General features: G+C 64.0%; 20 protein-coding genes. 10 read left to right on the top strand and 10 right to left on the bottom strand.

Annotated features, from left to right (window positions below; all coding sequences use genetic code 11):
* The first annotated feature begins 73 nt into the window (after window positions 1–73).
* The 5 genes from P9230_RS29335 (at window position 74) to rnhA (ending at window position 3789) form a co-directional block, all read left to right on the top strand.
* The gene (locus P9230_RS29335; RefSeq protein WP_067327857.1) at window positions 74–460 is read left to right on the top strand and encodes a DUF983 domain-containing protein; all 387 of its coding nucleotides are present in this window, start codon (window positions 74–76) and stop codon (window positions 458–460) included.
* Complete coding sequence (locus tag P9230_RS29340) at window positions 457–1212, top strand: SURF1 family protein (RefSeq protein WP_067327858.1); 756 nt, start codon at window positions 457–459, stop codon at window positions 1210–1212. The genes P9230_RS29335 and P9230_RS29340 overlap by 4 nt, the downstream gene beginning before the upstream one ends.
* Window positions 1213–1285: 73 nt before the next feature.
* On the top strand, window positions 1286–2290 hold the full coding sequence (gene ispH / locus P9230_RS29345; protein WP_067327859.1) for a 4-hydroxy-3-methylbut-2-enyl diphosphate reductase: 1005 nt from the start codon (window positions 1286–1288) through the stop codon (window positions 2288–2290).
* 6 nt (window positions 2291–2296) lie between these two features.
* On the top strand, window positions 2297–3259 hold the full coding sequence (locus P9230_RS29350; protein ID WP_067327860.1) for a homoserine kinase: 963 nt from the start codon (window positions 2297–2299) through the stop codon (window positions 3257–3259).
* Entirely contained in the window at window positions 3256–3789 is a 534-nt protein-coding gene (rnhA, locus tag P9230_RS29355; RefSeq protein ID WP_127324222.1) for a ribonuclease HI, read from the top strand. Before P9230_RS29350 ends, rnhA begins: the two co-directional genes overlap by 4 nt.
* 15 nt (window positions 3790–3804) lie before the next feature.
* Here the strand turns inward: rnhA and P9230_RS29360 are convergent, their stop codons facing one another.
* The 3 genes from P9230_RS29360 to P9230_RS29370 all read right to left on the bottom strand — a co-directional run bounded on the left by P9230_RS29360 (window position 3805) and on the right by P9230_RS29370 (window position 5709).
* Window positions 3805–4281, bottom strand: coding sequence for a DUF2938 domain-containing protein (locus P9230_RS29360; protein WP_067327862.1), 477 nt, complete (start codon window positions 4279–4281; stop codon window positions 3805–3807).
* The gene (locus P9230_RS29365; protein WP_066998201.1) at window positions 4281–4763 is read right to left on the bottom strand and encodes a peroxiredoxin; all 483 of its coding nucleotides are present in this window, start codon (window positions 4761–4763) and stop codon (window positions 4281–4283) included. Before P9230_RS29365 ends, P9230_RS29360 begins: the two co-directional genes overlap by 1 nt.
* Window positions 4764–4902: 139 nt before the next feature.
* Window positions 4903–5709 carry a protein-disulfide reductase DsbD domain-containing protein gene (locus tag P9230_RS29370; protein WP_278121441.1) on the bottom strand — a complete coding sequence of 269 codons (807 nt, stop codon included), beginning with the start codon at window positions 5707–5709 and terminating at the stop codon, window positions 4903–4905.
* Window positions 5710–5836: 127 nt separating this feature from the next.
* Here P9230_RS29370 and P9230_RS29375 point away from each other — a divergent pair, with 127 nt between their 5' ends.
* Window positions 5837–6445, top strand: coding sequence for a YqgE/AlgH family protein (locus P9230_RS29375; protein WP_066997984.1), 609 nt, complete (start codon window positions 5837–5839; stop codon window positions 6443–6445).
* 136 nt (window positions 6446–6581) lie between these two features.
* Here the strand turns inward: P9230_RS29375 and P9230_RS29380 are convergent, their stop codons facing one another.
* Genes P9230_RS29380 through thrC form a run of 4 tightly spaced genes read right to left on the bottom strand, consistent with a single transcriptional unit; the run spans window position 6582 to window position 12791 of the window.
* A complete protein-coding gene (locus P9230_RS29380; protein WP_095830423.1) occupies window positions 6582–9470 on the bottom strand; it encodes an EAL domain-containing protein in 2889 nt (962 codons plus the stop codon).
* Between the two features lie 3 nt (window positions 9471–9473).
* The gene (locus P9230_RS29385) at window positions 9474–10070 is read right to left on the bottom strand and encodes a GNAT family protein (RefSeq protein WP_066997979.1); all 597 of its coding nucleotides are present in this window, start codon (window positions 10068–10070) and stop codon (window positions 9474–9476) included.
* A gap of 16 nt (window positions 10071–10086) precedes the next feature.
* Window positions 10087–11379 (bottom strand): pitrilysin family protein, encoded by a 1293-nt coding sequence (locus P9230_RS29390; RefSeq protein WP_066997977.1) that lies wholly within the window; start codon window positions 11377–11379, stop codon window positions 10087–10089.
* 14 nt (window positions 11380–11393) lie between these two features.
* On the bottom strand, window positions 11394–12791 hold the full coding sequence (thrC, locus tag P9230_RS29395) for a threonine synthase (protein ID WP_127246402.1): 1398 nt from the start codon (window positions 12789–12791) through the stop codon (window positions 11394–11396).
* A gap of 128 nt (window positions 12792–12919) precedes the next feature.
* Here thrC and P9230_RS29400 point away from each other — a divergent pair, with 128 nt between their 5' ends.
* Window positions 12920–13663, top strand: coding sequence for a hypothetical protein (locus tag P9230_RS29400; protein ID WP_278121443.1), 744 nt, complete (start codon window positions 12920–12922; stop codon window positions 13661–13663).
* A 30-nt stretch (window positions 13664–13693) separates the two neighbouring features.
* Here the strand turns inward: P9230_RS29400 and P9230_RS29405 are convergent, their stop codons facing one another.
* A complete protein-coding gene (locus P9230_RS29405) occupies window positions 13694–14383 on the bottom strand; it encodes an HAD family phosphatase (RefSeq protein WP_278121445.1) in 690 nt (229 codons plus the stop codon).
* A gap of 176 nt (window positions 14384–14559) precedes the next feature.
* Between P9230_RS29405 and P9230_RS29410 the strand changes: the two genes are divergently transcribed.
* Entirely contained in the window at window positions 14560–15693 is a 1134-nt protein-coding gene (locus P9230_RS29410) for a site-specific DNA-methyltransferase (protein WP_095800288.1), read from the top strand.
* Between the two features lie 45 nt (window positions 15694–15738).
* Here the strand turns inward: P9230_RS29410 and P9230_RS29415 are convergent, their stop codons facing one another.
* Both P9230_RS29415 and mutY read right to left on the bottom strand, forming a co-directional pair.
* Window positions 15739–16350 carry an HAD family phosphatase gene (locus P9230_RS29415; protein ID WP_095800287.1) on the bottom strand — a complete coding sequence of 204 codons (612 nt, stop codon included), beginning with the start codon at window positions 16348–16350 and terminating at the stop codon, window positions 15739–15741.
* Window positions 16351–16360: 10 nt separating this feature from the next.
* Window positions 16361–17494: an A/G-specific adenine glycosylase gene (gene mutY / locus P9230_RS29420; RefSeq protein WP_278121447.1), complete on the bottom strand. Its 1134-nt coding sequence runs from the start codon at window positions 17492–17494 to the stop codon at window positions 16361–16363.
* A gap of 31 nt (window positions 17495–17525) precedes the next feature.
* Between mutY and P9230_RS29425 the strand changes: the two genes are divergently transcribed.
* Window positions 17526–18026: a DUF721 domain-containing protein gene (locus tag P9230_RS29425; RefSeq protein WP_067327870.1), complete on the top strand. Its 501-nt coding sequence runs from the start codon at window positions 17526–17528 to the stop codon at window positions 18024–18026.
* Between the two features lie 197 nt (window positions 18027–18223).
* Window positions 18224–18952, top strand: a complete 729-nt coding sequence (locus tag P9230_RS29430) for a DsbA family protein (RefSeq protein ID WP_095800285.1) — start codon at window positions 18224–18226, stop codon at window positions 18950–18952.
* Window positions 18953–18971: the final 19 nt, after the last annotated feature.

Genomic DNA, 18971 nt, shown 5'->3' on the forward strand with positions numbered 1-18971 from the left:
GATTGAGTTCACGAGGCGGCTGCGGCGACGTGGCCGCCTTATCTTTTTGACCGAACGGGTCTACGGTGCTGACATGAGCGAAGACAAGGCGATCTGGCCACCCGTCGACCCGATCTCGGCCGGGCTGCGCGGCCATTGCCCGCGCTGCGGCGAGGGCAAGCTGTTCTCCGGCTTCCTCACCGTCGGCAAGCGCTGCTATAATTGCGGCCTCGACTATTCCTTTGCCGATGCCGGCGACGGTCCGGCGGTCTTCGTCATCCTCATCATCGGCTTCATCGTCGTCGGCCTGGCGCTGTGGATGGAAGTGACGCTGAGCCCGCCGCTCTGGCTGCATTTCATTTTGTGGATACCGCTGGCGCTGGTGCTGAGCCTGGCGGCGCTGCGCCTGATCAAGGGCGTGCTGATCACCCTGCAATATTCCAAGAAGGCCGCGGAAGGCAGGCTGGACAGCGGCCAATGAGCGATGCGACCTCCTCGACTGCCGGCGCTTCGCGGCCGCGCTCGGCACTGCTGCTTGGGCTCGGCCTTGTCCTGTTCGCCATTCTCCTCGGCCTCGGCACATGGCAGGTCCAGCGCTTGCACTGGAAGGAAGGGCTGATCGATACCATCGACAAGCGCACCCATGCGGCACCGTTGCCACTGACCGATGTCGAGAAAGAATTCGCCGCCACACACGATGTCGACTACACGCCGGTTACGGTGACCGGCACTTTCCTGCACCAGGGCGAACGACATTTCTTCGCCACTTGGGAAGGCGACACGGGCTTCAATGTCTACACGCCCCTGCGGCTCGACGACGGCCGCTTCGTACTCGTCAACCGCGGCTTCGTGCCTTACGATCTCAAGGATCCGGCCAAGCGGAAGCAGGGCGAGGTCGCCGGCACGGTGACGGTGACCGGGCTTGCCCGCAATCCGCTGCCCGAAAAACCCTCGATGATGCTGCCCGACAACGACGTCGCCAAGAACATCTTCTACTGGAAGGACCGCGACGTCATGGCCTCGAGCGCCGGTCTGCCAGCGGGAGCCGTGCTGGTGCCCTTCTTCATCGATGCCGACAAGACTCCTAACCCCGGCGGTCTGCCGGTCGGCGGCGTCACCATCATCGATCTGCCGAACAACCACCTGCAATATGCCGTCACCTGGTATGGCCTTGCCGCCGCCCTTGCCGCGGTGCTGATCCTCAGGCTTCGCCGCCCGGCGAAGGAGGAGTGAGCGCCGCTCTTGACAGGGCAGGGGTGCACGCCTCATTTCGCCTTCAGCTTTCCGACTGAACCGGCCCGTTTTGATGATTGAAAAAAAGCCACCGCTGACGATCAGGCTTTGCCAGCCGCGCGGCTTCTGCGCCGGCGTCGACCGCGCCATTCAGATCGTCGTGCTGGCGCTGAAGAAATACGGCGCGCCGGTCTATGTCCGCCATGAGATCGTGCACAACCGCTACGTCGTCGAGGGGCTGCAGAGCCTGGGCGCGGTGTTCATCGAGGAATTGTCCGAGATCCCACCCGAGCATCGTCAGTCGCCGGTCGTCTTTTCCGCGCATGGGGTGCCAAAATCGGTGCCGGCCGACGCCGAGGCGCGCAACCTGTTCTACCTCGATGCCACCTGTCCGCTGGTGTCGAAGGTGCACAAGCAGGCGATGCGGCACCAGCGGCTCGGCCGCCATGTGCTCCTGATCGGCCATGCCGGCCATCCGGAAGTGATCGGCACGATGGGCCAGTTGCCGGAAGGAGCCGTGACCCTTATCGAGACCGAGGCGGATGCGGCAAGCTTCGTGCCGGCAGACCCGGCGGCGCTTGGCTTTGTCACCCAGACGACGCTGTCGGTCGAGGACACCGCCGGCATCATCCGGGCGCTGCAAGAGCGTTTCCCCGAGCTTCACGCCCCGGCCGCCGAATCCATCTGCTACGCCACCACCAACCGCCAGGAGGCGGTGAAGGAGACGGCCGCCGGTGCCGACCTTTTCCTCGTCGTCGGCGCGCCGAACTCGTCCAACTCGCGGCGTCTTGTCGAAGTGGCGGAGCGCGCGGGCGCCGCGATGTCGCTTCTCGTGCAGCGGGCCTCCGAAATTCCGTGGGATGAGATCGGCAGGATTTCGACGCTCGGCCTGTCGGCCGGCGCCTCGGCGCCGGAAATCATCGTCGACGAGATCATCGACGCGTTCCGGCAACGCTTCGACGTCACCATCGATCTGGCCATCACGGCCACGGAAACGGAGGATTTTCCGGTGATGCGGGTGTTGCGCGATGTCGAACTGACGGCGGCTGACATGGCCTTCGTCAACGGAGCCGCGTAAACCCAGATGGCCGTCTACACCGACGTCAACGAAAACGAGCTCAGCGCGTTTCTGAAAGCCTATCCGGTGGGCGAGCTCCTGTCCTACAAGGGCATCGCCGAAGGGACCGAGAACTCGAATTTTCTCGTCCATGCTTCCACCGGTTCCTACATATTGACGCTCTACGAGAAGCGCGTCGACAAGGCCGATCTGCCCTTTTTCCTCGGCCTGATGGGCCATCTCGCGCGAAAAGGCATTTCCTGCCCGCTTCCGGTCACCGCGCATGACGGAACCGTCATCGGCACTCTCGCCGGGCGCCCGGCGGTCATCATCACCTTCCTCGAGGGCCTGTCGCTGAGGCGCCCGACGGCAGCGCATTGCGGCGAGGTCGGCAAGGCGTTGGCCGCGCTCCATCTCGCCGGGCGGGATTTCCCGATGAAGCGGCCGAACGCGCTTGCCATCGACGGCTGGCGCAAGCTCTGGGCGGCGTCGCGCGACCGCGCCGACGAGGTCGAGCTGGGGCTCGCGGCCGAAGTCGACGCGGACTTCCTCGATTTTGGGCGCAACTGGCCGACCCGCCTGCCACAAGGCATCATCCACGCGGATCTCTTCCCGGACAATGTCTTCTTCCTTGGCGAGAAGCTGTCGGGGCTGATCGATTTCTATTTCGCCTGCGACGACCTCTATGCCTATGATGTCGCCACGTGCCTCAACGCCTGGTGCTTCGAGAAGGACTTTTCCTTCAACCTCACCAAAGGGGCCGCGCTGCTTGCCGGCTACCAGTCGGTGAGGCCGCTTGAGGGCGAGGAAAAAGCGGCGCTGCCGATGCTGGCGCGCGGCTCGGCGCTACGCTTCATGCTGACCAGGCTCTATGATTGGCTGACCATTCCCAACGGCGGGCTGGTGATGAAGCGCGATCCGACCGAATATATCCGCCGCATGCGCTTCCACCGGGCGATTAAGTCTCCATCCGAATACGGACTGACATGAACAAGCAAATCGAGATCTTCACCGACGGCGCCTGCTCGGGCAATCCCGGGCCGGGCGGCTGGGGCGCGGTGCTGCGCTATAACGGCATCACCAAGGAGCTGTCGGGCGGCGAGGCCGAGACCACCAACAACCGCATGGAACTGCTTGCCGCCATCAGCGCGCTCGATGCGCTGAAGGAACCCTGCACGGTCGATCTCTATACCGACAGCAAATACGTCATGGACGGCATTTCCAAATGGATCCATGGCTGGAAGAAGAACGGCTGGAAGACCGGCGAGAGGAAGCCGGTCAAGAACGGTGAGCTCTGGCAGGCGCTCGACGAGGCCAACAGGCGACACAAGGTTATCTGGCATTGGGTGAAGGGCCATGCCGGCCACCCGGAGAACGAGCGCGCCGACGAACTGGCAAGGCAAGGCATGGCGCCGTTCAAGCCGAAGCAGGCGCGGCCGGCACCGGTTGCGGCTGCGCCGCAGAAGGCTGGTGCTCCGGCCAGGAAGCCCGCGCCCCGACGCTCGACCCAGAGCTATTGACGCGCCTGACGTTCTCTACCGGATCGCCAGCGCCGTGGAGAACAGGCCGAGGGCGAAGACCGTGTGCGAGACGAGGTTGAGCGCGCGCACCAGCATCGGGTTGGGCGTCCTCGACGCTGCCCAGCCGGCGCCCATGCCGGGCGCCAGCAGGAACCAGCCGGCGCCGACGGTGACGATGCCGAGGATGAAGGCCGGCAGGAAGGTCGGCGCTGCCAGCCAGCCCGTTCCCGCCAGCACGACCAGGATCACGCCGTAGAGAATTCCGACGAGATAGTGGAACGCCCAGCCCAGCGCCTTTTCATGCGTGTAGAGGGCGGCCTGACTGATATCGTCATGGAAGACCTTCTCGGGCAGATGCCGGACCCAGCGGCCGACCATGCCCCAATTCGGCCGCGGCAGCCCGAACGCCTTGTTGAGGATAATCGCCCAGACGTCCATGAAGACCGTGGCGCCGATGCCGATCGCGATGGCGCGCCAGACGATGTCGAGCATCAGAGCTGCTCGAGGATCTTGGCCGCCCCACTCTCGTCGACACCCGGCTTGGCTTCGACATTGAGCGCTACGACCTTGCTGTCATCGACGATCATCGAAAAGCGCTTCGAGCGCAGCCCCATGCCGTTCGCGGAAAGGTCGTTGTCGAGTCCGACCGACTTGGCGAAGTCTCCGCTGCCGTCGGCGAGATAGAGGATCTTGCCTTCGCCACCGGTGAAGCGTGCCCAGGCGCCCATGACATGGACGTCGTTGACCGAGACGACCGCGATAGTGTCGACGCCGCGCGCCACGATGGCGTCGTGGTTCTCGAGATAGCCCGGCAGATGATTGTTGCTGCAGGTCGGCGTGAAGGCGCCGGGAACGCCGAACAGCACCACCTTCTTGCCGGCGAAAATCTCGGCGCTGGTCATCGGCTTGGCGCCATCGGCGGTCATCACCTTGAAAGTCGCCTCGGGCAGTTTTTCGCCAACCGAAATGGTCATGGTTTCCTCGTTCGGGAGATTGGGAAGGATCTGTGCCTGCGATATCGAACCGGGCCGCATTCCGCAACCGTTCAGAGCAATGCCAGGAAAAGTGCCCAGCGGTTTTCCATTCGGAATTGCGGCTCCACGACGAATTGGCTCAAGGGAAAGGCAGCAATCCGTCCACCGCACCTTCGGCGCTTGTCAGCGTGTAGTAGAGCCCGCCGTCCGTGGGCGTCGCCGACGGCCGGTCGAGGATCGGCACGGTGAAAACAAGCTTGCCGTCCTTCTCGCTGCGCACCGGCGCGCCGAACATATAGTCGCGCTCCCCCGCGATGAAAAAGTCGACGGACTCGGCATCGCCGGGCGAATGCGCCTCGACGATGAGCGTCTCGTGATCGCCGGGCAGCACGCGGATGCCGAAATCAGATCGCGCCGGGGCAGGGAGCGTTGCAAGCGCAGTCTTCACCAGCGCCGCGTCGGTGGCGTTGTCCGGATCGGAAGCAGGATCGAGGCTGAGCCGCGTCTGCACCGGAATGCAGATCGTCTCGCATATGCCGAGAAAGACGTTGGCATCGATCGTCGCCGGCTGGTCGGGCGCCGACAGCGTGAAGGTCACCGGCAGCGATACGGGACGGTCATAGCCGGCCCATTTGCCGTAGCCGTCGTCGTGGCGCTGCGGCGGCGGAAACGACAGCTTTGCATCTGCGATGTTGGTGCTGGCCGAGATGTCGATCTGCGGCGGCACACCGGCGTCGCCGGGATCGCGCCAATAGGTTTTCCAGCCTGGCTTCAGCGCGATGTCGAGCACGCCGTGGATCTTGCCCGCCTCGTCCGGCTTGCCGCTGGTCACCAGCCGCACCTTGCCGCCTTCGCTGTTGTACCAGGCCGAGGATGATGCCTCGGCCGGCTGCCCCGCTGCCAGGCCGACGACGGCACCGAGCGCCACAATATTCAGGTATCGCATGACGGTGATTTGATCGCCCGTTCTTGGCCGCGCAATGATTTCATGTTCCTGCAGGTATCATATTTGCGTGACATCGGGCAGCCTGACCATCTTTTCGGCGCCGCGGAAACGGGTTACCCTCAGCTCCATGGACTTGTTGCGTCACAAAAAGAAGACGGCCGGACGCGGCTTTCTCGACGATCAGTTCCTGATTGCCATGCCTGGCATGAAGGACGACCGCTTCACGCGCTCCGTCATCTATATCTGCGCCCACAGCGACGAGGGCGCCATGGGCCTGATCATCAATCAGACGCAGCAGATGCTGTTCCCGGACCTTCTGGTGCAGCTTGGCATCGTGAACGAGCAGGAAGCAATCCGCTTGCCGGCGCATGCCCGCGATTTCGTCGTGCGCAATGGCGGGCCCGTCGACCGCAGCCGCGGCTTCGTGCTGCATTCCGGCGACTATCGCGTGGAATCCTCGCTCAACGTCTCCGACGACATCTGCCTGACCGCCACGGTCGACATCCTGCGCGCCATCTCGACGGGTCGCGGGCCGCGTCATGCGCTGATGGCGCTCGGCTATTCCGGCTGGGGCGCAGGCCAGCTCGAAAGTGAGATCGCCGAGAATGGCTGGCTGACCTGCCCGGCGACGCCTGAGCTGCTCTTCGACGCCGACATCGAGCGCAAATACGATCGCATCCTTGCCTCGATCGGCATCGATCTCGCCCATTTGAGCGCCGCCGCGGGGCACGCTTAAACGCCTTTGCTGCGGGATCAGTCGAACCCCGCCTTGGCTTCGTCATCACCTCCGAGGAATGGCGGCGCTCTGAGCGTTTAGGGTGATAACGAAGTTGGAAGGTCGCCGCAGTTCGTAAGCGCCGAAGCAACGCTCTCTAAGCCTGCGTGAGCGGGTACTGCTCCCTCAGCGTCTTCAGCACCAGTTCGCCGGGCATCGGCGCGCCGAACATGAAGCTCTGGACATATTCGCAGCCCATCTGGCGCAGCTCCAGCGCGTCGCTCTCGTCGGAGATGCCTTCGGCGACGACCGACAGGCCAAGCTCGTGGGCCATGTTGACCATGGACTTGAGCAGCACCGCACGTTTCGGCGTTGCGTCGTCGACGAAGCTCTTGTCGATCTTGATCGTGTCGAAGGGGAAGCGCGTCAGGTAGGAGAGCGATGAATAGCCGGTGCCGAAATCGTCGAGCGACAGTCCGATGCCGAGTTGCTTGAGCTTGGTCAGCACATGCGCGGTCTGCTCGGGATTGTCCATCACCAGCGATTCGGTGAGTTCGAGCCGGAAGCAGCGCGGCTTCAAGTTGGCCCGCGCAATGACGGAGCGCACGTCGCTGACCAGGTCGCGGCGGATGAGCTGCCGGCTGGAGAGGTTGACCGAAACCGACAGCGGCGCGTCGCCGATCTGCTTCTGCCAGGCGGCCAGATCCTCGGCCGCCTGCTGCATGGCGAACAGGCCGAGCTGCACGATCAGGCCGCAATTCTCAGCCACCGGGATGAAGTCTCCCGGCGGGATCATGCCGCGCCGCGGATGATCCCATCTGAGCAGCGCCTCGAAGCCGGCGACGCTGCCATCCTCCAGCCGCACGATCGGCTGGTAGGCGAGCGTGAATTCGCGCCGCTCGATGGCGCGGCGAAGGTCGGATTCGAACTGCAGCCTGTCGGTGCCGACGGTGCGGAAGGCCGGCCGGAACGGCTCGATCCTGTCGCCGCCGAAACGCTTGGCCTGATGCATGGCAAGCTCGGCGTCCTTGACCATGTCCTCCGACGAGGTTTGCGCCGTCGTCCAGGTGATCAGGCCGATCGAGGCAGTGAGCACGATCTCGCGCTTGGCAAAGGTGATCGGATTGTTGATCGCATGCTTGATGGCATCGGCCATGGCGGCGATGCGGGCCGGATCCTGTTCCGACAGCAGCATCAGCGCGAACTGGTCGCCGGCAAAGCGCGACAGCGAATCCTTGGGCTTCAAGAGCCGGTGCAGCCGGCGCGCGATGGTCAGCAGGATGGTGTCGCCGGCCGAAATGCCGAGCCCGTCATTGACCTGCTTGAAACGGTCGATGTCGATGACGAAGACGGTCGGGCGCACCTTGTCCTCGGTGCGGGCGATCGAGATGATCGCCTCCAGCCGGTTCATGAACAGCTCGCGGTTAGGCAGGCCGGTCAGGTTGTCGTGCACGGCGTCGTGCAGCAGCCTTTCCTCGGATTTCTTCTGCTCGGTCACGTCGACCATGGTGCCGACACAGCGGATCACCTCGCCATCCGACCCGATTACGGGGCGGGCGCGCAGCGCGAACCAATGATAATGCCCGTCGGCGCCGCGCAGGCGGAAATTCTGGGCCACGCGGCCGCGGCGGTGCTCCAGCACCACGTCCAGCGTTGTGCGGAAGGTGTCGCGGTCGTCGGCATGCAGCACCGGCAGCCAGTTGCGGGCGGCGCCCGAAAGGCTGTTAGGGGCAAGGCCGAGCTGCAGGCTGATGTCGGGCTTGGTCACCACGCGGTCGCGCAGCACGTCCCAGTCCCAAACGATGTCGCCCGAGCCGGCGACTGCAAGCGCCTGGCGCTCGAGGTCGGAAAACAGGCCCTGGTGCAGCGCGCCGCCGGCAAAAGCGTGCTGCATAACGGTGAAGCCGATCAACAGGATGATCAGGATCAGACCGCCGCCGAGCGCCGGCTGGGCGATGTCGTTGTCCAGCATGCCGGTGATCGCCATCCACGAGCCGCATAGCCAGAGCAGCACCATCACCCAGCTCGGCACCAGCATGATCGCGCGGTCATAGCCGCGAATTCCGAGGAAGATGATGAGGCCGAGGCCGGTGAGCGCGGTGGCGGCAAACGAGATGCGGGCGATGCCGGCGGCGACCGCCGGATCGACGATGGCCACGCCGGCAATCAGCAGCAGCCCGAGGATCCAGACCAGCGCGCCATAGCTGAAATGGCCGTGCCATCGGTTGAGGTTGAGATAGGCGAACAGGAACACCACGAAGGTACCCGCCAGCGCCACCTCGGTACCGGCCCGCCACATCTGCTCGTTGCCGGGCGAGATTTCGATGACCTTGTTGAGGAAGCCGAAATCGACGCAGATATAGGCGAGCACCGCCCAGGCAAGCGCGGCGGTGGCCGGGAACATCGAGGTTCCCTTGACGACGAACAGGATGGTCAGGAACAGCGCCAAGAGGCCGGCGATGCCGATGACGATGCCGCGGAACAGCGTGTAGGAATTGACCGAGTCCTTGTAGGATTCCGGGTCCCACAGATAGACCTGCGGCAGCTTGGGTGAGGCGAGCTCGGCGATGAAGGTGACGACCGTTCCGGGGTTGAGCGTCACTCGGAACACATCGGCGTCGGGGCTGGTCTGGCGGTCGAGCGCGAAGCCTTCGCTGGGCGTGATCGCCGCGATGCGCGTCGAGCCGAGATCGGGCCAGAAGATACCGGAATTCACCAGGCGGAAATGCGGCGCGACGATCAGCCTGTCGAGCTGCTGGTCGGTGGTGTTGGCGAGCGCGAACACCGCCCAGTCGCCGGTCGAGCGAGCGTCATTGGCCTCAACCTCGATGCGCCGCACGATGCCGTCGGGGCCGGGCGCGGTCGAGACCTGGAAATTCTCGCCCTGGTTCCGGTAGATCTCGACTGCGCCCGAAAGGTCGAGCGCCTTGTCGTCGCGGGCAATCTTGATCGGCTCGACGGCCAATGCCGGCGCAACCGCTGAAAGCGTGACGAAGAGCGCCAGGATGAGGGCGAACAGCGACGCGATTCGCGAAAAAGTCGTCACATATCAGCCCTTCGTTCCATCACCCGGCGGATCGTCCGCGATCCGGGCGTAGAGGTAGTGATCCTGCCAGATGCCGTTGATCCGGAGATAGGATCTGAGAAGTCCTTCGCGCCGGAATCCGGCTTTTTCAAGCACGCGGATCGACCGTGCGTTGTCGGGAATACAGGCAGCCTCGATCCGGTGCAACCGCAGCGTATCGAAGGCAAAACGCGACACCACCTTGACCGCGTCGGTCATCAGTCCACGGCCGCCGAAGCGCTCGCCGATCCAGTAGCCGATGTGGCCGCTTTGCGCGACACCGTGGCGGATGTTGCCAAGCGTGATGCCGCCGGCGAGCTTGCCGCTCGACTTCTCGAAGATGAAGAAGGCAATGGCCGTGCCTTGCGCATAGTCCTCGCGGTAGCGGCCGATGCGCAGCCGCCAGGCGGTGCGGTCGAGCTCGTCAGGCTGCCAACGCGGCTCCCATGGCTCCAGAAAGGCGCGGCTTTCGCCGCGCAGCGTCGACCATTCGCGGTAATCGTTGGTCAAAGGCACGCGCAACGTGACTTTTTCGCCCTTCAGTGCCGGCAGGTCGCGGCGAAAGAAAGGAAGCGCGAACACGACTTTGGAACGAAGGTTAGACGGCGAGCCTGCGAGCCGTCGTCTGCGGGCCCGCAAGCGATTCGAGGATCGCCTCGTAGGGCGCCAGCGTGCCCACGGGGCCGACCGCCGTCAGCGTCGGCTTGGTCGAGAACAGCCGCGAGGAGAGATCGGTCAGCCGCTCGACCGTCAGCGCCGCCAGCCGCTCCATCAACTCCTCCTTGGCGATCGGCCGCCCGAACAGCAGCAACTGCCTGGCGATCTGCGAGGCGCGGCTTGCCGGGCTTTCGGCCGACATGATGAGGCCGGCCCGATATTGCGCGCGTGCGCGGTCGAGCTCATCCTGCTGGATGCTTTCCCCGGCCTTCTGCAATTCGTCGATGATGACCGGCACCAGCTTGGCGATATCACTCTGTCCGGTCGCCGCATGCACACCGAAAATGCCGGTGTCGGAAAAGCCCCAGTGGAAGGCATAGACCGAATAGCACAGGCCGCGCTTCTCGCGCACTTCCTGGAACAGCCTCGACGACATGCCGCCGCCGAGGATCATCGACAGCACCTGCGAGGCATAGAAGTCGCGCACATGGTAGGCGCGGCCCTCGAAGCCGAGCACGATCTGCGCGTCCATCAGGTCGCGGTCCTCGCGGAAGTCGCCGCCGACATACTGCGCATATTGCGGGATGTTGCTGGTGGCCTTGGCGCGGAAGCCGCCAAGCTGCCTTTCCACCTCGCGCACGAAATTGTCGTGCTTGATGTCGCCGGCGGCCACGATCACCATGCGCTCGGCGCCATATTGCCGTTCGATGAAATCGTGCAGCTGCCTGGAGGTGAAGGATTTGACCGTCTCCGGCGTGCCGAGGATCGAGCGGCCGATGGTCTGGTGGCGGAAGGCGGTTTCGGTGAAACGGTCGAAGACGATGTCGTCGGGTGTGTCGTGCGCGGCGCCGATCTCCTGCAGGATCACATGCTGCTCGCGCTCCAGTTCCTCCGGATCGAACTCCGATTCCTGCAGGATGTCGGCCAGGATGTCGACCGCGAGCGGCACGTCGGCGGAAAGCACCCTGGCGTAGTAGGAGGTCGTCTCGACGCTGGTGGCCGCGTTGATCTCGCCGCCGACATTCTCGATTTCCGAGGCGATCTCGAAGGCGCTGCGCCGTTTCGTTCCCTTGAAAGCCATGTGTTCGAGCAGATGGGCCATGCCGTGCTCTTCGTCGCGTTCATTGCGTGCGCCCGACTTGACCCAGGCGCCAAGGGCAACGGATTCGAGGCTTGGAAGGGTTTCGGTGGCGACCGTCAGGCCGTTCGACAGACGGCTTACCTCAACACCCATATGGCAACTACTCCCTAACGGGCCGCCCGCGTGTGGCGGCTCACGTATTCTTCCACCATTTTCAGCTCGGATGGAAGTATGGTGTACTTTTCGTCGGCTGTCATCAAGCCGGCGAGCCAGGCCGGCAGCGCTGGCGTAACGCCGCTGGCGGCCTCGACCGCCGCCGGGAATTTGGCCGGATGCGCGGTGCCGAGAACCACCATGGGCACGGCGCCCGACATATGGCGGGCCGCAACGTGCATAGCGGCGGCCGTGTGCGGATCGAGCAGATAGCTGCTCGCTTCAAGCGTCTGGCGAATGGTTGCCGCGACCTCGTCGACGCTGGCGCGGCCGGCGTCGAACTCCGCACGCATCCTCGCCATTTCGCCCGCTTCGACGGTAAAGGCGCCGGACTGCTTCAGCCCGTTCATGTAGCGCCTGACCGTCGCGGCATCCCGGCCCGCCGCCTCGAACAGCAGGCGCTCGAAGTTCGAGGACACCTGGATGTCCATCGACGGCGAGGTGGTGGCGAACACGCCCTTGGTGCGATATTCGCCGCTTGCAAGCGTGCGTGCCAATATGTCGTTGTCGTTGGTGGCGATGATCAGCCGCTCGACCGGCAGCCCCATTCGCTTGGCGGCATAACCGGCGAAAATATCGCCGAAATTGCCGGTCGGCACGGTGAATGACACCGGCCGGTCGGGCGCGCCCAGCGACAGCGCCGAGGAGAAGTAATAGACGATCTGGGCCATGATGCGGGCCCAGTTGATCGAATTGACACCCGACAGCGACACCCTGTCGCGGAAGCCGTGGTCGTTGAACATATCCTTCACCAGGCCCTGGCAATCGTCGAAATTGCCTTCGATCGACAGCGCGTGCACGTTCGCGGCGCTCGACGTCGTCATCTGCCGCTGCTGCACCGGCGAGACCTTGCCGTTGGGGAAGAGGATGAAGATATCGGTGCGGTCGCGGCCGGCGAAGGCGTCTATTGCCGCGCCTCCGGTGTCGCCGGAGGTGGCGCCGACGATGGTCGCGCGGTTGCCCCGTTCGGCCAGCACATGGTCCATAAGCCGCGCGAGCAGCTGCATCGCCACGTCCTTGAAGGCCAGCGTCGGGCCGTGGAAGAGCTCGAGGATGAAGGTGTTTTTGCCCGTCTGCACCAGCGGGCAGACCGCATCGTGCCGGAAAGTCGCGTAGGCTTCACGCACCAGCCGTTCGAAGACGGGTACGGCTATCTCGCCGCCGAGGAAGGGTGTCAAGACGCGGATGGCAAGGTCGGGATAGGCGAGGCCGCGCATGGCGCGAATATCGGCGGACGAGAACTGCGGCCATTCGCGCGGCAGGTAAAGCCCGCCGTCGCGCGCCAGTCCGGCCAGCACCGCGTCCGAAAATCCAAGCACGGGCGCATCCCCGCGGGTACTCACATATTGCATCGTCAAGAACCCATTGCTGCCGGCCGCGTCATCCACGGCAAATTGGTTAATTTTCCGAGCCGGCTCAGTCGCATTTTCGCCGCGGCGTTGATATACGTCACCGGCTTTGTGAGAGGGAAGTGCAGTTCATGAGGTTTTATTCGGTCAACCGCCGTGTTGTCGCGGGTCTGGCGCTCACCGGCTTTATGCTTGCCGCCGCAGGCTGCCAATCGAGCGACAATGGCATTTTGAACTTCGGCTTCAGCAAGAAGGACCCGACCGCGCCGCCACCGCCGCAGGACCCCAAGGTGCTTGCCAGCCAGTTGCGCGCCTACTGCCCGAAAGTGACGCTGCGCGACGGCACCGCCTTCTTCAATACCTATGCTAAGGGCGCCGCCGCCAAGACGAAGAAAAAGAAAGTCGATGCCGCGGCGGACGCTGAAGCCGAGGCAGCCGCAGCCGCACAGACCGGACCGAACGGTCAACCCGTCGACCCCAATCGCGATCCCGCCAAGATCATTTACCAGGCCTCGATCACCGACGTGACGCGCGACTGCATTCACGAAAACGGCCAGCTGACGATGAAGATCGCGGTGGCCGGTAAGGTCGTGCCGGGGCCGCAGTTCACGCCCGGTACCGTGACGATGCCGATCCGCATCGCGGTCCAACATGGGCATGACGTGCTCTATTCGCAGCTTCATCAGTATCAGGTGCAGGTCACCGATCCGTCTGCCGCGACGCAGTTCGTCTTCACCGACACCAATGTCGTAGTGCCGGAGCCGACCGCCCGCGACTACCAAGCCTATGCCGGCTATGACGAGAACGCGCCGGCAGCGACGGACAAGTCCAAGGCCAAGAGGAAGAAGCGCGCCGCCGCGGCGGCGACAAACTGATCTGATTCGCCGCCAATCGCGCTTCCGCGGTTAGGCGTCCTCCGACCACTCAGACAATGCCGCGATTGTGCTGCCGAGTTCCGCCAAACGGCGGATGACGGTTTCGGCGCCCGCTTCGGTCAGCGAGTCGGCATGGCCGCGATAGCTGTGCCCCGCGCCGGTGAAGCCGATGACGCGCATGCCCGCCGTCCTGGCGCCGGTGACGCCGTGCACCGAATCCTCGATGACGAAAGTGTTCTTCGGATTGGCGCCGAGCTGTTCGGCGGCATAGAGGAACACGTCCGGTGCCGGCTTGGTCTTCTTGCTGGGGATGTCGAGCCCCGAAAAGATGCGGCCGGCGAAGAAGGGCAGCAGGCGCACCTTTTCAAGCATGAACTCGATCCGCTCGGTGCGCGAATTGGAGCAGACGGCGCGCGGCGTGGTCACCGCCGCCACCGCCTCGCGTGCGCCGTCGATGATGCGCACGTCGCTGCGCAGCTTGCGATCGACGAGTTCCTCGGCGCGGTCGATGAGCGAGGCTTGGAAGGGAAGGTGAGATTTTTCCTCGACCCGCATCAAGATGTCCTTGAAGGTCAGTCCGGCATAGGTCTCGGCAAGCTCCTCCGGCGAAATCTCGTATCCGGCCGATGTCAGAAGCTCGGCCTCGACGCGCGCGGCGATGATTTCGGAATCGACGAGCACGCCGTCGCAATCAAAGATGACAAGGTCTGGCTGGGGCATGGCAATCCGAAGCTGGGAGGAAAATGGCCTGACTGGCCCAAGCGGCGCGGCATACACCAATGGGCCGATGTTCGCAAATCAGTGGCCGCAGGCTCTCGCCCGACCTTCACCGAATGTTTACGCTGATCGGTAACCATAACGGCCAGTAAATCGTAACGCGTGCTTTGGGTGTTTTGATGTCTGCCGTGCGTCTTCTCGACGAGCTTTCCCACGCTCCCCAGCAGTCCGAATGGCTGGACACGATCCTCAAAGGCGACTGCGTCGCCGCCCTCGACAGGCTGCCCGAAAAGTCGATCGACGTTATCTTCGCCGATCCGCCTTACAACCTGCAACTCGACGGCGACCTGCATCGGCCCGACCAGTCCAAGGTGGACGCCGTCGACGACGACTGGGACCGGTTCGAGAGTTTTGAGGCCTATGACGCCTTCACCCGCGCCTGGCTGCTTGCCGCGCGACGCGTGCTGAAGCCCAATGGCACGATCTGGGTGATTGGCTCCTACCACAACATCTTCCGCGTCGGTGCCAGGATGCAGGATCTCGGCTTCTGGATCCTGAACGACGTCGTCTGGCGCAAGACCAACCCGATGCCGAATTTCCGCGGCCGCCGCTTCCAGAACGCCCATGAGACGATGATCTGGGCCTCGCGCGACCAGAAGTCCAAGGGCTACACCTTCAACTACGAAGCGCTGAAGGCCTCGAATGACGATTTGCAGATGCGCTCGGACTGGCTGTTCCCGATCTGCACCGGCGCCGAGCGCCTGAAAGACGAGAACGGCAACAAGCTGCATCCCACGCAGAAGCCGGAAGCGCTGCTGGCCCGCATCATGATGGCCTCGACCAAGCCGGGCGATGTCGTGCTCGATCCCTTCTTCGGCTCGGGCACCACGGGTGCGGTCGCCAAGCGCCTCGGCCGTCACTTCGTCGGCATCGAGCGCGAGCAATCCTACATCGATGCCGCCAATGAGCGCATCGCCGCCGTGCGCCCGCTGGATGAGGCCGACCTCACCGTGCTGTCCGGCAAGCGCGCCGAGCCGCGCGTCGCCTTCATAAGCCTGATCGACACCGGCCTGGTGGCGCCGGGCGCCACACTTTACGACGCCAAGAAGCGCTGGGCGGCCAAGGTGCGCGCCGACGGCACGCTGGCCATCGGCGACAGCGCCGGCTCGATCCACAAGATCGGCGCCGAGGTGCAGGGTTTGGACGCCTGCAACGGCTGGACCTTCTGGCACTATGAGCGCAGCGGCGGCCTCACCCCGATCGACGAATTGCGCCGCATCGCCCGCCTCGGAATGGAGCGGGCAGGCGGCTGATCCGCTTGAATCGAAAGCTCAACCGATTGCCGCAAGTGATTCAGTTCAGGCCGCAATCCCGAGCCGTTCAAGATCCGCTTGAAGCGCCTTGGCATCGGTGAACAGCACCGCCTGCCAGCCGGCGGCCTTGGCGCCGTCGACATTCTTCTGGCTGTCGTCGATGAAGAGTGTGGCGGCCGGCTCCAGGTCGAAGGATGCGACGTGACGGTCGTAGATGGCTTGGTCCGGCTTGATCAGGCCGATCTCGCCCGAGACCGTGACGCCGCGCGGCCGATTGAGAAAGTCGAAGCGCCGGCGGGCTTCGGCGAATGTGTCGGCGGCGAAATTGGTCAGCATGGTCACATCGCGGCCCCTGTCGATCAGGCCGACCATGATGGCGACGCTGTCGTCATAGGCATGCGGCACCATCTCGTGCCAGCAGCGACGGAAGTTGCGGATGTTCTCGGCATGATCGGGGTGTTCGGCGATCAGCAGCGCCTCGGCGTCTTGCCAGGTGCGGCCGCGATCCTGCTCGATGTTCCAGGCGCTGGTGCAGACATTGTCGAAGAACCATTTCCGCTCCTCGGCATCCGGGATCAGCCGGCTGAACGGAAGGTCCGGATCGTAGTGGATCAGCACCTTGCCGATATCGAACACGATGTGGCGGATGTCAGTCATTGCGGTCCTTTCAACGCGGGCGCAGCGGGGCTTGCTTTTTGGTTGCGCCCGGTATCGCTGCCTCGATTACCTTTTTCATGACGGTGGGCAGCGCTTCCCCGGGAATTTCGTGGGCTAGCGACCAGAAATGCCCGTTGGGCGCATCACCCCTGATGTGGGCATGGAAGACGTCGAGTTCGAGCGCGAAATGGGTGAAGACATGGCCGATCCGCCCGGCGCGCCGCCAGTCGGCCGAAATGGGCGCTGCGTCCGCCGTCGTAGCGCCGTCGGCCCGCGCCGTCCACGCCGTGGTCGGCACCTCGGTCATGCCGCCGAGCAGCCCCTTGTCCGGCCGTTTGCGCAGCAGGATGGCGCCGTCATCGCGTTGAGCGACAAAGGCAGCACCGCGCCTGAGCGGCTTGTCGCCCTTGGGCAGGCGGACTGGAAAGCGCTCCGGATCGCCTGACAGGATCGCGCTGCAATCCTCGCGCAGCGGGCACAGCATGCAGCGCGGCCGCCGCGGCGTGCAGATCGTTGCGCCGAGATCCATCATCGCCTGGGCGAAATCGCCGGGCCTTGCACGTGGCACGAGCTTCTCGACCAGCGCTCGGATTTCCGGCTTGGCCTCGCTGAGCGGCGTCTCCACCGAATAGAGCCGCGAAATGACACGCTCGACATTGCCGTCGACAACGGCGGCAGGCCGGTCGAAGGCGATCGCCGCGATGGCGGCCGCCGTGTAGGCGCCGATGCCCGGCAATTCCTTCAATCCCGCCTCGGTGTCGGGAAAGCGGCCGCCCCGCTGCGCCACGAGATCGGCGCAGGCTTTGAGATTGCGTGCCCTCGAGTAATAACCGAGCCCGGCCCAGGCCTTCATGACGTCCTCGGCCGGCGCTGCCGCCAGCGCCTCGACGGTCGGCCATTTCTCGACAAACGTCCGGAAATAGGCTTTCACCGCCTCGACCGTGGTCTGCTGCAGCATGACCTCGGAGAGCCAGACGCGATAAGGGTCGGGTTTTGTCCCACGCGAGAACGCACTCGGCGTCACGCGCCAGGGCAGGTCGCGGTGATGCGCGTCGTACCAGGCAAGCAGGCGGACGGCGATGCTGCTATCTCCGGATACGCACTTCTCGGCTGCGGCCTTGCGGGTCTGGTCTTGCGGTGCCATTGATCGGGTGAGTTAGGATCGGAGAACGCACATGGCAGGGAAAAGGCCCTTCGGCAATCCCGTTCCGGTGAGCGATCTCGCGACCGAGATCCTCGATCCTGTCCTGAAGAAGCGCGCCGGCATCTCGATCGGACTGGTGCAGTCCTGGGAAGAGATCGCCGGGCCGCGCCTGGCCAGCCACTCGCGCCCGGAAAAGATCCAGTGGCCGCGCCGCCTGCATGAGGACGATCCGTTCGAGCCGGCGGTGCTGATCATTGCCTGCGAAGGCATGGCGGCGCTGCATCTTCAGCATGAGGCGGGTGAGGTCATCAACCGCGTCAACGCCTTCCTGGGTTTCAACGCCATAGGCCGCATCAAGATCCTGCAGAAGCCGGTCCTTTCGGCGAAAGCGCGGCCGAAACCGCAACCGCGGCCTCTCAGCGAGGCCGAGAAATCGAAGCTGGCGCGAACGGTCGGCAAGATCGAGGATGATGGCTTGCGCGCTTCGCTCGAGCGGCTCGGCGCGACCATCCTCGGACAAAAAAAGCCCTGAGCATGTCTCCCGAAAGTTCCGGCGGTTTCGGGAAAAGTCGTGGAGCGCGCTGCAAAATTGTCGTCAATATCGCATATTCGTGATCGCGCCCGAAAAATTTGGCGATTGGATTGGGGATGCCGATGCCTTAATTCGCGCCAACTCTCGCCTTTTCTAGCCCTTGCATTGCAAAATCCAACCGATATCAGGTGATTCGCATGAACCGCTCTTTGTCTCGCAGAAACCTTCTGACCACGCTGGCCGCCGTTCCGGCAGTGGCGCTGCTTGCCGCGTGCAGCGACTCGGGTGAAGAGGCAAAGGCGGCCGATGTGAAGCCCGCCAATCCGTCGACGCCAGCCAAGCCTGCCACGCCCGCGGCCGCTCAGGTGCTGGAAGCGCAGGGCACCGTCGACATGGCGGAACTGCTCAAGCCCGGCGCTTTGCCCGACAAGCAGCTCGGCAAGGACGACGCCAAGGTCACCATCGTCGAATATGCCTCGATGACCTGCCCGCATTGCGCGCATTTCAACGACACAACCTTCCCTGAGCTGAAGTCGAAATACATCGACACGGGCAAGGTGCGCTATATCCTGCGCGAATTCCCCTTCGACCCGAGCGCCGAGGCCGGCTTCATGCTGGCGCGCTGCGCCAAGGACAACTATTTCGCCATGGTGGACGTGTTGTTCAAGCAGCAGCCGAGCTGGGTCGGCGTCAGCAACACCAAGGAAGCGCTGCTGCAGATTTCCAAGCTCGCCGGTTTTACACAGGAGTCATTTGAGGCCTGCTTGACGGACCAGAAGCTTCTGGACGATGTGAGAGCAGTCCAGAAACGCGGAGCGGACGAGTTCAAGGTCGACTCGACGCCGACCTTCTTCATCAACGGAAAGACCTACAAAGGGGCGATGTCGATTGAGGAAATGTCGGCCATCATCGACCCTCTGCTCTGACGTCCAGGCCGCGCCGAAG

Origin of the sequence: Mesorhizobium sp. WSM4887 (genome assembly GCF_029625865.1) — a bacterium.
Lineage (GTDB): Bacteria > Pseudomonadota > Alphaproteobacteria > Rhizobiales > Rhizobiaceae > Mesorhizobium.

Bases quoted from the DNA above. Each gene is read 5' to 3' on its own strand.
- mutY (WP_278121447.1), bottom strand. From the start codon at position 17,494: ATGGCACCGCAAGACCAGACCCGCAAGGCCGCAGCCGAGAAGTGCGTA.
- P9230_RS29405 (WP_278121445.1), bottom strand. From the start codon at position 14,383: ATGCCCCAGCCAGACCTTGTCATCTTTGATTGCGACGGCGTGCTCGTC.
- P9230_RS29350 (WP_067327860.1), top strand. From the start codon at position 2,297: ATGGCCGTCTACACCGACGTCAACGAAAACGAGCTCAGCGCGTTTCTG.
- P9230_RS29370 (WP_278121441.1), bottom strand. From the start codon at position 5,709: ATGCGATACCTGAATATTGTGGCGCTCGGTGCCGTCGTCGGCCTGGCA.
- thrC (WP_127246402.1), bottom strand. From the start codon at position 12,791: ATGCAATATGTGAGTACCCGCGGGGATGCGCCCGTGCTTGGATTTTCG.
- P9230_RS29390 (WP_066997977.1), bottom strand. From the start codon at position 11,379: ATGGGTGTTGAGGTAAGCCGTCTGTCGAACGGCCTGACGGTCGCCACC.
- P9230_RS29415 (WP_095800287.1), bottom strand. From the start codon at position 16,350: ATGACTGACATCCGCCACATCGTGTTCGATATCGGCAAGGTGCTGATC.
- P9230_RS29360 (WP_067327862.1), bottom strand. From the start codon at position 4,281: ATGCTCGACATCGTCTGGCGCGCCATCGCGATCGGCATCGGCGCCACG.
- P9230_RS29410 (WP_095800288.1), top strand. From the start codon at position 14,560: ATGTCTGCCGTGCGTCTTCTCGACGAGCTTTCCCACGCTCCCCAGCAG.
- ispH (WP_067327859.1), top strand. From the start codon at position 1,286: ATGATTGAAAAAAAGCCACCGCTGACGATCAGGCTTTGCCAGCCGCGC.
- P9230_RS29430 (WP_095800285.1), top strand. From the start codon at position 18,224: ATGAACCGCTCTTTGTCTCGCAGAAACCTTCTGACCACGCTGGCCGCC.
- P9230_RS29375 (WP_066997984.1), top strand. From the start codon at position 5,837: ATGGACTTGTTGCGTCACAAAAAGAAGACGGCCGGACGCGGCTTTCTC.
- rnhA (WP_127324222.1), top strand. From the start codon at position 3,256: ATGAACAAGCAAATCGAGATCTTCACCGACGGCGCCTGCTCGGGCAAT.
- P9230_RS29335 (WP_067327857.1), top strand. From the start codon at position 74: ATGAGCGAAGACAAGGCGATCTGGCCACCCGTCGACCCGATCTCGGCC.
- P9230_RS29340 (WP_067327858.1), top strand. From the start codon at position 457: ATGAGCGATGCGACCTCCTCGACTGCCGGCGCTTCGCGGCCGCGCTCG.
- P9230_RS29400 (WP_278121443.1), top strand. From the start codon at position 12,920: ATGAGGTTTTATTCGGTCAACCGCCGTGTTGTCGCGGGTCTGGCGCTC.
- P9230_RS29365 (WP_066998201.1), bottom strand. From the start codon at position 4,763: ATGACCATTTCGGTTGGCGAAAAACTGCCCGAGGCGACTTTCAAGGTG.
- P9230_RS29425 (WP_067327870.1), top strand. From the start codon at position 17,526: ATGGCAGGGAAAAGGCCCTTCGGCAATCCCGTTCCGGTGAGCGATCTC.